This is a genomic window from Ehrlichia ruminantium str. Welgevonden (assembly GCF_000026005.1).
GTDB lineage: Bacteria > Pseudomonadota > Alphaproteobacteria > Rickettsiales > Anaplasmataceae > Ehrlichia > Ehrlichia ruminantium.
In genome coordinates this window covers 447,439-462,355 of sequence record NC_005295.2, presented here as the reverse complement: position 1 = coordinate 462,355, position 14,917 = coordinate 447,439, and the positions used below count along the sequence as shown (strand labels likewise).

The 14,917-nt window shown below is 27.3% G+C and carries 6 protein-coding genes; 3 read left to right on the top strand and 3 right to left on the bottom strand.

Annotation, left to right across the window (positions count from 1 at the left end):
* Positions 1-448: 448 nt before the first annotated feature.
* On the bottom strand, positions 449-3,190 hold the full coding sequence (locus ERUM_RS01455; protein ID WP_011154949.1) for a 2-oxoglutarate dehydrogenase E1 component: 2,742 nt from the start codon (positions 3,188-3,190) through the stop codon (positions 449-451).
* 732 nt (positions 3,191-3,922) lie between these two features.
* Between ERUM_RS01455 and ERUM_RS01450 the strand changes: the two genes are divergently transcribed.
* On the top strand, positions 3,923-4,747 hold the full coding sequence (locus ERUM_RS01450; protein WP_011154948.1) for a DUF2163 domain-containing protein: 825 nt from the start codon (positions 3,923-3,925) through the stop codon (positions 4,745-4,747).
* Positions 4,748-5,994: 1,247 nt separating this feature from the next.
* On the top strand, positions 5,995-9,603 hold the full coding sequence (locus ERUM_RS01445) for a glycoside hydrolase/phage tail family protein (protein ID WP_011154947.1): 3,609 nt from the start codon (positions 5,995-5,997) through the stop codon (positions 9,601-9,603).
* A gap of 1,552 nt (positions 9,604-11,155) precedes the next feature.
* On the opposite strand, the gene ERUM_RS01440 is transcribed toward ERUM_RS01445, so the two are convergent.
* Entirely contained in the window at positions 11,156-11,365 is a 210-nt protein-coding gene (locus ERUM_RS01440) for a hypothetical protein (RefSeq protein ID WP_011256038.1), read from the bottom strand.
* A gap of 190 nt (positions 11,366-11,555) precedes the next feature.
* Between ERUM_RS01440 and miaB the strand changes: the two genes are divergently transcribed.
* On the top strand, positions 11,556-12,893 hold the full coding sequence (miaB, locus tag ERUM_RS01435) for a tRNA (N6-isopentenyl adenosine(37)-C2)-methylthiotransferase MiaB (RefSeq protein WP_011154946.1): 1,338 nt from the start codon (positions 11,556-11,558) through the stop codon (positions 12,891-12,893).
* 615 nt (positions 12,894-13,508) lie between these two features.
* Here miaB and ERUM_RS01430 read toward each other — a convergent pair.
* Positions 13,509-14,714 carry an MFS transporter gene (locus ERUM_RS01430; RefSeq protein ID WP_011154945.1) on the bottom strand — a complete coding sequence of 402 codons (1,206 nt, stop codon included), beginning with the start codon at positions 14,712-14,714 and terminating at the stop codon, positions 13,509-13,511.
* Positions 14,715-14,917 lie beyond the last annotated feature (203 nt).

Genomic DNA, 14,917 nt, shown 5'->3' with positions numbered 1-14,917 from the left:
GTTATGAAATACTCTAATCCTATTTACCTTTGCAAACACCGTCATTTTATATTCCATAAAGTTATTATGTATGTGGATTATATACACATAATTAAACCTATTTGGGTTACTATTGCTATACCCAAAGATAATTATTTTTCTATAATTAAATGACCTGTTAACAAACAACTTATATATCTACAAAAAAACTTTCTAAATAATTTTCACAAAATCTAACTATGTATACATTTCTAAACATCTGTACATTATACACTAAAAACAATACATAGTGATTAAAACATCACCTTTAAAACACCATTATAATTCACTAAGCTAATATGACACCTTGCATCAATATTTTCTATAAACAAAACATACTAGTATAAGATAAACATTTATTCTATATCTTTTCAAATATTATAGATATTATGTTAGTTAATAAACACTAGTCTAAACAGGTGATATTAGTTTATTCTAAGATACATGATAAAATATCATTTTGTTCTTTGATATGATTACTTGTATATCCTGCTGCAGTAGATGCAGAAGCAGGACGAGATATACATAATATTTTTTTAGATTTTATATCAATTTTCTTTAAAACATTTTCAATATAATTGTTAACAAAGCTCCATGCTCCCATATTCATTGGTTCTTCTTGACACCATATCACTTCCGCATTTTTATAATTTTGTAACTCAAGTGCTATTTGTTCTTCTGGAAAAGGATAATATTGCTCTAAACGTATTACCGCTATATTATCTATTTTATTTTTACTCCGAGCTTCAATAATATCAAAATACACTTTACCACTACATATTACAACCTTACGTACCTGATTATTATTGCACAATGGATATACTTCACCAATTACAGGTAAAAAGGTTCCAGAAAAATCAGTCAATTTAGATACTGCCATTTTATGACGCAGTAAAGATTTAGGAGTAAAAACAACAAGTGGTTTACGAAAATCCCTATTCACTTGTCTACGTAAAACATGAAAATAATTTGCAGGTGTTGTACAATTGACAACTTGTATATTATCTTCTGCACATAATTGTAAATACCGCTCTATTCTTGCTGAACTATGTTCTGGTCCCTGTCCTTCATATCCGTGAGGAAGTAGCATCACTAGTCCACTACAACGTAACCACTTAGTTTCTGCAGAGGAAATAAATTGATCAATAACAATTTGTGCACCATTTGCAAAATCACCAAACTGTGCTTCCCATATTACTAAAGATCTAGGAGAATTTGTACTATATCCATATTCAAAACCAAGAACAGCATATTCTGACAATGGACTATTAAACACTTCAAAAACCTCTTGTGGTACACCTAAGTTATTTAAAGGAATATAATAACTTCCTGTATCCTGATCTACTAATACTGCGTGCCTATGTGAAAACGTACCTCTTCCACAATCCTGACCAGACAATCTAATTCTCACATTTTCTGATAATAGAGATGCAAACGCCAACGCTTCTCCTGTTGCCCAATCAATATTCGTACCTGATGATACTGCATCAAAACGAGCAGTTAATATTCTCAATACCTTTTTATTAACATTGAAACTTTCAGGAATATTAGATAGAGAACTAGCTAACTTTAACAATAACTGCTCACTCACTCCTGTATTTGATAAATAATCTTTAAAATCACCAGGTATAGGTCTACGAAAATTTTTCCAATTTCCCTTAAACCAATCTGCTTGATCAGGAAAATAATTTTCAGAACTTGCAAATTCTTCACTTAGCACACTATGAAATTGATCTTGCAAAACATTAAAATCTTCCTGAGTAATCACTTTATTATTTATCAGTTGTTCAGCATAGAGTTTCATAGGTGTTTTATGCTTTATAATACGATTATACATAACAGGTTGAGTAAATAATGGTTCATCACCTTCATTATGTCCGTAACGACGATAACACACTATATCAATTACAACATCTTTATTAAATTTCTGTCTATATTCAACAGCCAACTTCACAGCTGTAGTAACAGCTTCCATAGAATCTCCATTTACATGAAATACAGGAGCATCTATAATCCTTGCAATATCTGAACAATACAAAGAAGATCTAGAATCTTCCGGATTTGTAGTAAATCCAACTTGATTATTAACTACTATATGGATCACACCACACACTTTATATCCAAATAAATTACTTAAAGTTAATGTTTCTGCAACAATCCCCTGACCAATTACAGCAGCATCACCATGTACTAAAACTCCAACTACAGATGGCTTATCATTAGGTGATAGAATATCCTGTTTAGCTCTAACTTTCCCCATTACTGCTGGATTAACAGATTCCAAATGAGAAGGATTAGGAGACAAAGATAAGTGTACAATTTTATTAGGCAATAATTGACGATCAGAAGAATACCCTAAATGATATTTAACATCACCTGAAACTTCTAAACCTTTTGGATAAGCAGTACCACCTTTAAATTCATGCATCATAGCCCTATAAGATTTTTTCATAACCTTGGTTAATACACTTAATCTACCACGATGTGACATACCTATTACTATTTCACGTAGATTAAACTCAGATGATAAATCAATTATTTTTTCTAAAGCAACAACTAAGGAATCGCCACCTTCTATAGAGAATCTCTTATATCCAGGATATCTAGTATGAATAAACTGTTCAAAACTTTCTACTTCCATTAAATGCTTTAATATATCCTTTTTTTCTTCATCTGATATCTCATTAGATATATTTTCAATCTTATCCTGTAGCCAAAGCCTTTCATCATGATTTCTGATGTGCATAAATTCATAGCCAATTTTACCACAGTATGTAGCTTTTAAAGCACCAATAACATCATCTAAAGTAGGATTATTTAAACCCAAAACAGAATTTAATGTCTGACAAGATTCAATATTACTTAAATCAACATGTTTACGATACTCTAACTCATTTGTTACATGTAATTCTAAAGGATCCAAGTCTGCAACAGTATGTCCATAAGACCTAAAAAAATTTAATAGCTCTATAATTTTAGATTCAGAATTATTAGGGGCAACATCAATATTACTCGATTTATTATTAGTTACACTAATACTTTGAGTATATAACTCACTAGAAAAAAACTTACGCCATCCCAAAGAAACAGAATTATTATCTTTTTGATATTTTTTATAAATATCTTCTATAAGATCCACATTTCCAGTAAATAAACAAGTTATATTTTTCATGTTGTTACCATATCAAAATTTTAAAAAATCTAAAGTTATTGCAGGACTTTATACTACTTAGATTAAAACATTTATAACAATATAATTCAAAAAAATGTATTCGTGAAATACAAAAATACCTAATAATAATACAATTATACTATACTCAGTACTATTAACTTTTAAATTTCCACTATTAGAACAAAAAATCATACTGAATTTTGTAAGTAGCTTAGATAAAAACTACACCATTTTACAATTACTGAAATTACGTATTGTGGTTATTTTATACAAATACTTTAGCGTATTATAATTGATACATACTACCTACATATTTTTTCATTATCCTACTCACTAACCTAAACAAAAGTTTAATACTATATCAAGAATATTCAATTATTGCCTAAATACAAAATAATTAAAAAATATTGTACTTAAAACATGAATTAATATCATAATAAAATATAATTAATAGCAACTTAAACACATCAATAAACAAATTATTACAAAAAAACTTCAATATATACATTATATGTTAATAATATGCTTGATTTATATAACCACTACATGCTATACTATAGGTAATATATATTCTTCAAGATTGCTTTTACTCAATTAATATACACATTATAAAGCATCTTAAATGTTTCTCAGTAACATTTCATACGCGACATTAAATACACACTATCTCAAGCTTATGGTTGCAAGATAGAACTCATCTTTATCCTATCATAAATTAACTTTATAATATACATGAAAAACATTAGTACAAAATTTAAACAACATCTATCATCAGAAATCCTTACTATTGCATACTGTCTACAACTTACTTTAAAAAATAACAAAGTAATTTGTTTGACTGACTTTGATCAAGATTTAGTTGTTGATAATATTACTTATCAATCAGCACCTGGATTAAACATAGATATCTTAAAATACAATACTATTTCTGGTAATAGCACAAAAATAGAAAGCATAATAGATGGAAATACAATAAAAGAAGAAGATGTACTGCTTGGAATGTATGACTTCACTACAGTAACAATATTCCTGGTAAATTATACAAATCCAAACCAGGAGAATATAATATTATTCCATGGAAGTATAGAGAAAGTAACACTAACAAATAACAAGTTAATAGCAGAGCTTAATAGTTTATCACATCTTCTATCAAGAAATCTAGGAAACTTTTTTTCATCTTCATGCAGAGCCCAATTTTGTGACACTCAATGTAAACTTAACAAAGAACCTTTCACTAGCTCTCACTATATAACTAAAGTAATAAATAAACAAGAATTTGAATGTATCACTTTGATAAATACTAAAAATTATTACACATATGGATCAGTAACATTTATTACAGGAAAGAATAGTAATTCTACATTAGAGGTAAGGAAACATAACAAGTCATATATTCAATTTTATAATCCATTACCACATGACATGAACATCAATGATAAATTCTCTATAATAGCTGGTTGTGATAAAAGCTTTAACACATGTAGCTACAAATTTAACAACAGCAAAAATTTTAGGGGGGAACCTCATATTCCTGAATTACAGTCCTATATGATCTAAGAAATACCTTTAATACTAAATTGAGTACATAATATCCAATATGCTTACATATGTATATACATAATAAATTTTTCAATAATATAATTTTGAGTACAATATAAGTATCATAAACTTAGTAATAAACTCAAGTTATAGAAAAATTACAATTAAACTCTTACCACCAAATTATATAAAAGTATCAATGCTAAAGTTTTTACTGTCTAAATTACATTAGTATAATAATACTCAATACAATAAACCATTGAAACAGAGTTTTAGTATTGTAACATATTAACTAATATTCATTAAAAACCTATATTATTACTACATAACACATAAGATCAAAGTTGAATCTAGTAGACATTATAAATTTTAAAGTAATATCATATGTTTCTACAGATGACTGTTACCATACTAGAAAAGGACATGTTTTACAGTACTGAATAGTATAAAATCAGTCACTAAAATGTAAACTATTATGAATTTTGTTAAACAATATATCTACAAACATATTAAAACTGTATACACTATGAAAACACATAGCTCAAATCAATACATGTTTTAACGTAAAACTGACAAGTTACATCCTTTACTTAGAATATACATTAGATATCACTAATATCATACAATGAACGATTACTTACTCTTTTGACAAAACAAATTCACTAATACTAATATATACACATAACATCAAGCTGATGATACATAAACATGTAGAAAAACTCACTTTAATCTAAAAGCTTATTCATTAGGTATTTCTAACTACACATTAAACATTACTAATACCATACAATGAATTATTGACTACTCTTTTGGTAAAATAAATTCACTAATACATAATATATACACATAACATCAAGCTGATGATACATAAACATGTAGAAAAACTCACTTTAATCTAAAAGCTTATTCATTAGGTATTTCTAACTACACATTAAACATTACCAATATCATACAATGAATTATTGACTACTCTTTTGGTAAAATAAATTCACTAATACATAATATATACACATAACATCAATCTGATGATACATAAACATGTAGAAAAACTTTTAATCTAAAAGCTTATTCATTAGGTATTTCTAACTACACATTAAACATTACTAATACTATACAATGAATTATTGACTACTCTTTTGTAAAATAAATTCACTAATACTAATATATACACATAACATCAAGCTGATCATACATAAGCACTATAGATACTTTATCAGCACATAGTGAAATTATGATACACTTTTTCAAAACTAATAGGTTACTTAATGTCTCTCATTATATTATCAAGCATTATTAATAGTATTAAAGAATCTATAGAAAATTTTCTTTCAGAAAAATATAATATCATTAATCAAGATACACAAAATAATACGTACTTAAGCAAAAATACTATAAGTAAATCAAAAATACACAGTTTAAAAACTCAAACATCAACTTATGGCAAAATGATACCTATACTCTATGGTACAATGCGTATAGCAGGTAATATAATATGGATGGATAAAATAAAAGAAACAGTACATCAAGATGTAACAATTACACAAAAACCTCACAAGGCTGCTGAGCATTTAAACTCTGTGCAATACCAATATCATATAAGCTTGGCAATAGCAATAGCGACAGGGTATGTAAAAGAAATCTCAAAAATATGGGTTAATTCACAGTTATTAGATTTAAGTACATTAACATATAGATTCTATCCAGGAACAGAAGATCAAGAACCAGATCCATTAATATCTAAAATAACAAATAATACACCAGCATACCGTGGAATAGCATATATAGTAATAGAAAATTTTCCATTAACAGATTATAACAATCATATACCTAACTTTACATTCGAAGTTACAGCATATCCTAACAATTACCTAAAACAAGAACAAATAACACACAAAATTAAGTGTATACATATCTCTGGACCAGGAGAATTTACATATGATACAAAAATACAAATGAGAATTTCTCAACAGAAAATTGGCAGTAAATATATTCCATATGGAATAGCACAAAAAATTAATAATAATACTACTTATAACAAAGCAGATGCATTAATTGCTCTAGATCAATTACAAAATACTTTACCAAACATATCATGGGTATCAGTAACTGTAACCTGGTATGCAGATAGCTTAAACATACAAGATTGTAATATTTATCCAGCTACTGAATTTAACTTTAACATTATAACAACACCTGATGATTGGCATGTTGCAGGAATGAATAGAAAAACAGCAAGACAAACTTATAAAAATATTAATAATACAATTAGCTACAATGGTACTACTAATGACATATCTTTAATCAGATATATAAGTGAACTAAAAGCAAGAGGATATAAAGTGATGTTATATCCTATTTTACAAATAGATAAAGAAGAAATATCGTGGATAGGAAACTTAACCGGAGATGCTCAATATATTAGTGCATTCTTCAAAAATCAATATAATCCATTTATTCAGCATTACTGTGATCTTACAAAAGATATGGTTGATGCTTTTATTATCGGATCTGATCTTATAGGATTAACTAGAGTAACAGACACTCATAATAATTATCCAGCAATACATGAACTTATAAAATTAGCACGCTATGTCAAAACTCAGGTAGGAAGTAATACTATTGTCACATATGCAGCAAATTGGAGAGAATATCATTCCAATAATGGGAACTATAACATCGATGAATTATGGTCGTCACAATACATAGATGTCATAGGTATAAATGCATACTTTCCACTAACTGACATGCAACAACCTATACAAGGATTTACAGAACAAGACATAATTAATGGATGGTATTCAGGTGAAGGATATGACTATTTTTATCTAGACGATGAAAAAAAACAAGATAAAGTCTTGTATAAACAAAACAATAATCAATATGCTTGGAAAAACATAAAACAATGGTGGAGCCAGTATCATTTTAATCAAGATAACAGTAAGACTACATGGATACCAAGATCAAAAAAAATATGGTTCACACAATACGGGTTTCCAAGTATAGATAACTGTACAAGCCAGCCTAGTGTTTTCATAGACTATCCACAGTATAACAAATATTCAGCATTTTCACAAAGATCTATAGATTTCTATGCACAAAAAATAGCATTAATAGGCACTATCAACGCATGGCATAATTCTGAGATGGTAGAGCATATGTTTCTTAAGGAATGGGATGCAAGACCTTACCCTTATTTCCCTCAACTACAAAATATATGGCAAGATGCTCAAAACTGGCAAATTGGCTATTGGATACAAGGGAAATTATCTCTATTAGGTATATCACATATAATCCACAACATTCTTACAAATATAGGATTACAAGACTCAAAGATAGAAATCGAAAACTTACACAATGCAGTAGATGGATATGCAATTACTGAGGCACAATCTGCTAGATCCATACTGAATACATTACAAAATATATACAACTTTGAACTCATAGAAAAAGATGGAAAATTAGTCATTACTTCAAATAATCTATCATCTATATATAATATTCCAACAAATGATATTATATCTAATCATAAAAGTAACTATCTAAAAATCACAAAAACAAAATCATCTAATTTAATAAACAGAATTAATTTCATGTATCTTAATAAAAATGATGATTATAAAGTTAGCCTACAATATGCAAGATTACCATTTATACAAAATACAATAGTAAGAAACTTTCATATACCTATTGTACTCAATAATAATCAAGCAAAAACTATCACACAAAATATACTAAATAAAAAATTAAATAATCAATACACTTTTTATTTAACATTACCAATAAAATATATCTGGTTAGATGTCAATGATACAATTAAAATAGAATATAATAATCTGTCTTTTGAAATAAAAATTACCAATATTTATTTAGATAATCTTTTTATTAATATAGAAGGAATAAGTAATACTGAATTACTTAATTATCAACCCTTTTCTTTTGAAAACACTACAATACAAGAAGAGACAACAGATATTACATCAATACGTATTCTTGATCTACCATGCTTTCAGAATATAGATAATGTATTATATTTTATGGTTATCAGGAAAAAAGCAGAATGGAATGGAAGTATTATATATTCACAAGACGATACTGAACACTATAAACATGCATTATCTATAAATACAGAAGCTATTGTTGGAATTACAATTGATACTTTAGATAATGGACCAATCACTATACCAGACACAGCAAATACACTCACAATTTTATTAAAAACAGGACAATTAAATTCAATAACATCATTATTTATAAATAATCAGAGTAACCTTGCATTAATTGGAAATGAGATAATTCAATTTAAAAATGCAAAACATATACGAGAAAATCTTTATCAAATAAGTCACATGTTAAGGGGAAGATTTGGCACAGAACCATATATTAACAAACATAAAAATCGAGAGTTTTTTGTACTATTAGATAATCTGCCTTATATCAAAATCAGTAAATCATCAATAAAAAAATCTTTAATGTATAAAGTCATATTTAATAAGTCACCATTTTCTGAAGAAGAACTAACTCACATATACTACGCTAACAACTTACAACCATTATCTGTAGTACATGTTAAAGGCACACGTGACATACATAATAATTTAACAATTACCTGGATACGCAGAGCACGTATTAATGGAGAATGGATAGACAATACTGACATACCACTAGATGAAGAAATTGAAAGTTATGATGTAGAAATTTTAGATGATCAAAACATAATAAAGCACACTGTCACAATAAGAAACTCATCAACTTTTACATATTCTATCGAACAACAAAACATAGACTTTAAATCTATACAAAAAAATCTAAATGTTAAAATATATCAGAACTCTAACACAGTAGGTAGAGGACATGCTTATGCAGCAATCCTGTAATAATTTACTAGTAAAATAAGTATTAATATCAAAAACTTACGCTTAATAAAAAAATATACATACATTTGTATATTCCATAGAATAATCACACATATACTTTACATCTATACAAAAAAATCTAAATGTTAAAATATATCAGAACTCTAACACAGTAGGTAGAAGACATGCTTATGCAGCAATCCTGTAATAATTTACTAGTAAAATAAGTATTAGTATAAAAAACTTACGCTTAATAAAAAAAATATACATACATTTGTATATTCCATAGAATAATCACACATATACTTTACATCTATACAAAAAAAATCTAAAGTTAAAATATATCAGAACTCTAACACAGTAGGTAGAGGACATGCTTATGCAGCAATCCTGTAATAATTTACTAGTAAAATAAGTATTAATATCAAAAACTTACGCTTAATAAAAAAATATACATACATTTGTATATTCCATAAAATAATCACACATATACTTTACATCTATACAAAAAAAATCTAAAGTTAAAATATATCAGAACTACAACACAGTAGGTAGAAGACATGCTTATGCAGCAATCCTGTAATAATTTACTAGTAAAATAAGTATTAATATCAAAAACTTACGCTTAATAAAAAAATATACATACATTTGTATATTCCATAAAATAATCACACATATACTTTACATCTATACAAAAAAAATCTAAATGACTATATCAGACCTAAGACACTATAAAGAAAAAATGCTTATACAGCACTTTTATAAATAAACAACCTACAAATAAAATATAAAAATCTACACTCAATTAAATGGATACTATTTATAAATAGTACGTATGAATGTTTATTTACAAAATAGTCAACTAGGTCCTTTGAAAATGCGCTTTATTGTTACATGTTTGCTATGAGGAAAAGTATATTTCAATACATTACTAATTAAAATCTAATACTGCTTTTTTTTTGCATATATAATACAAAAATCATACAAACTAGATTTGTAACATTGTGTACAATAATTTAGCTTTTAAGTACTATATTACATATTTCCACTACTAAAAATATGTTATATACTAAAATAAAAAACCTAATACCTAATCTTTTGTACGATGTAAACATTATAAAATATCAATTTATCTTTTCCTAACAAAAAACTGTTAAAATTTAATTTTGTCTACAAATATATTATATATTTACGGTATAAAAACTTAGGTTAAGCATTTACTAGTCAAACATTAGTACTTTAACTCCAAATACTATACTTCTCATACCAATAAATAAACTGGTATTTATTGAACATCTATTCTATCGTAAATCATTAACTATAACACCATGTCATATATAATTGGTTGCAATTTATTATTGAGATAGATTACTTAAATACAAATGAACAAGCCAGTACTGTAAAATATCTAGTTCTATCATAATGTAATCTTTATACAAATTAACAGTAACAATATATCAAACTATGATACAACTTAGACATTTCTGGACATTACATAGAAAATTTAGGAAAAACAGTTTATTGATTATTCTGGTATCTCTTAAAAACCATTAGCTCAACTATAACAGCATCTTTAACAAATTGGCAATAATAAAAAAACATACCATATATCAGTTATCTTAAATGGCGTTCCATCGTTATTTCCTTCTGATAGTTCATTTACTATACTAAAGCCAAGAGGCTTAATAATATTTTCTATAATCAGAGAATCATAAACGTTAATACAAATTCTACACACCAAAGACACTCTAATATTAACCATTACAACTTGTTTATTACTCACAACTCTAATTAAATAATATATGTCTTATGTATAAGTTTTTATTGCATAATCCCTCTTCCTACAAATTTATGAGTGTATACATAATTTCTCGTGATTATAAAATATTCAGGAAGTTAACATAACAAAAACTATTGTTTTGATTTATTAATTATTATATGCTTACAAACTAAAATGGTTGTTTGTAAAACTAATGCAAGGTCTATATATAAAGTCATACGGCTGTCAGATGAACGTTTACGACTCTCTGATTATAGAAAATATTATTAAGCCTCTTGGCTTTAGTATAGTAAATGAACCATCAGAAGCAGATATTGTAATATTAAACACTTGTCATATAAGAGAGAAAGCAGCAGAAAAGTTGTATTCAGAATTAGGCAGGATAAGAAAAATACAAGAGACCAAAAACTTAACCATAGTAGTTGCTGGATGTGTTGCACAAGCAGAAGGAACAGAAATATTCACCAGAGCACCATTTGTAGATATAGTAGTAGGCCCTCAAAGTATACATACACTACCTGAACTAATCGTCAAAGCACGTAAAATAAAAAAACAGATCATTAATATTGATTTTCCTGTAATCTCAAAATTTGATGCGATTGCAGTAGAAGAATATACAAAAAATCAAAAAGTTTCTGCTTTCATTTCAGTACAAGAAGGATGTAATAAATTTTGTTCATTCTGCGTAGTTCCATATACTAGAGGAGAAGAGTATTCAAGAACAGTAGAGGCAATTTTTAAAGAAGCACTTATTTTAGCAGATTCCGGAATAAAAGAAATTACACTAATTGGACAGAACGTAAATGCATACCATGGAACATACAAAGGTAATGAGTGGGATTTAGGTAGATTAATTCAACACATCGCAAAAATATCAAGTATAGAACGTATATATTATACAACATCACACCCACGTGATATGCATGAATCCTTATATGAAGCACATGGAATTGAAAAAAAGTTAATACCATTCATTCATTTACCAGTACAATCAGGTTCAAATAAAATATTACGAAAAATGAATAGAAAGCACACCGCTGAGGAATACATAAATATAATCAAAACTCTACGTAAACACCGTAGTGATATTGCTTATTCATCTGATTTCATAGTTGGATTTCCAGGAGAAACAGATGAAGATTTTGAGAATACAATACAGTTGATAGAAGAAGTAAAGTTTTCACAGGCATATAGTTTTAAGTATAGTCCAAGACCAGGAACACCAAGTGCAGAATATACAAGTCAGATACCAGACGAAATAAAGTCACAACGTCTCACTAAATTACAAGAATTAGTACACAAACAACAACTTGAATTTAATAAGAAAATGATTGGTGAAACTCATCCTGTACTTTTTTATAAGAAAGGAAAGTTTGATAACCAAATTATTGGGAAAACTCCATATATGCAGTCATGCTATATTAATACAGAAAATCCAGATTTATATTACAATAAAATAGTTCCTATTAAAATAACAGACGCTCATAAGAACCATTTAACTGGTATAATACCGAACACACTTCCTGTTTAGGAGAACTTAATTCATTATAAATATCGGTAAAAACTAATATAGATATAACATTATAACTAATAACGTATTACAGAATTAAGAAAATTTTGTCTTAAAAAGTTCTATGATTAGTCACACCAGTAAATTAATTAGCATATTTATTCAATCTTTCTAAAAATTACCACATGACATAAAATATCAACCTTAAATGCTTGTAATCATCAATTATCAAGCGTTCACTAGTATCAAGCATATTAGCAATATACATTATATCAGACTAAAGACCCGTCATATGCATCAATAATAAATATTACCTATTCTGAAAATATTTAAAAATATAAGGTAACCAAGATTTATTAATATCATAACTATATCAACACTTATACTACACCACACTAAATACAATTGAATGAACATTAATCACCTATTTAATACTGTATTTATTAGCATTACTACCTGATCCAGTATTGTTATTGCTAAATTAGCATACATGTAAATATACAAACATTATTTATGAAGTGCTTTATAAGATTTAATGTACTAGAAATTTAACTACTATTAATTACTTATTCATACTAGTTTTAATACCATAACACCGCATTATATAAAAAACTATTACATTAACTGAAAAAAATATTATTTTATATGAAATGTTTCACGACAAAAAAACAAGAAAACTAACGATAAAAAAGTAATTATTGGCATAAAAAAGCTTATTTCTATAATATTATATTTATTCTGGTATTCTAATACTAACCCTATTATAAATATAATGATACCACCTGAAATAGACATAAATCCATTAATAATAGAACAAACAGTTCCTACCTTAGTTTCATCAACAATGTCTGTTCCAATAGAAAAATTTAACATATGTCCTCCAGATGCAAATCCAAATGTAAACATCAAAATACATAAAATGTATAGGTTACTACTACATAATAGCAACATCAAACTAATACATTGCAAAACACAAAAACTCATAAAAACGTACTTTCTATTCTTTACAATACGAGAAACAAAATTAACTAGAGGAGATCCTATAGCAAATCCTATCCAAATAACAGAATGTACTAATCCTGAATAATACGTACTTAATTTTAAAGCTATTAATAATTTCTGCCCCCATAATATTGCTACTGATAAAAATATACCAAACATCAAACTACCAACTATTGTAGAGAACCATATATCCCTTAGTGATATTAATTCAATAATGTTATAAAATACTTCAGACAATAATTTTCGTATACTAATACTATTTCTCTTCAAATTTGCTGACCATTTGCAATCTGTTAATAATAACGTTAAAATAAACACAGCTATCTCAAGATACTCTATATATCGTATTAAATCTCTCCATGAAATCCCATGTGAAATCAAAAATATATATGTATACTCCATTAATAAAGACGATATACTATACGCAGCTTGCACAAAGCCAAACATAATACCTGATTTCAAATATGAAAAAAACTTATAACTAATATATCCGGCACCTACAAAACCGAAAGATGCGCCAAAAGATAGGAAAATTTGCGAAATAAAAAAACATATTCTATAATCAGAATAAGAAAATAAAAAAGTACCAGTAAATATAAACAATATTGATATTGGTAGTATTCTCTTTATCCCATAATAATCCAATATTATGCCAGTAAACAGCTGAAAAATCGAAAAACACCACATGTGAATTGACGCTGTTAATGCAATATACGACAAGCTTATATCTAAATCCTGAGCAATATCAGGGTTCATTATAGAGTAAGCTATCTGAAAATTACTACCACAAACAAGTACTAATACACCTATAATCCAATTAATAGCAGGAACAAAACTCACTCTTTATCCAATAATTATTTTAATAACTAATACAATAACTTATTATTACCCACATTAGATCTCTACTCATGCAAGTAATGCTGCTAATCCAATATACGACAAGCTTATATTTAAATCCTAAGCAATATCAGGGTTCATTATAGAGTAAGCTATCTAAAATTACTACCACAAACAAGTACTAATACACCTATAATCCAATTAAT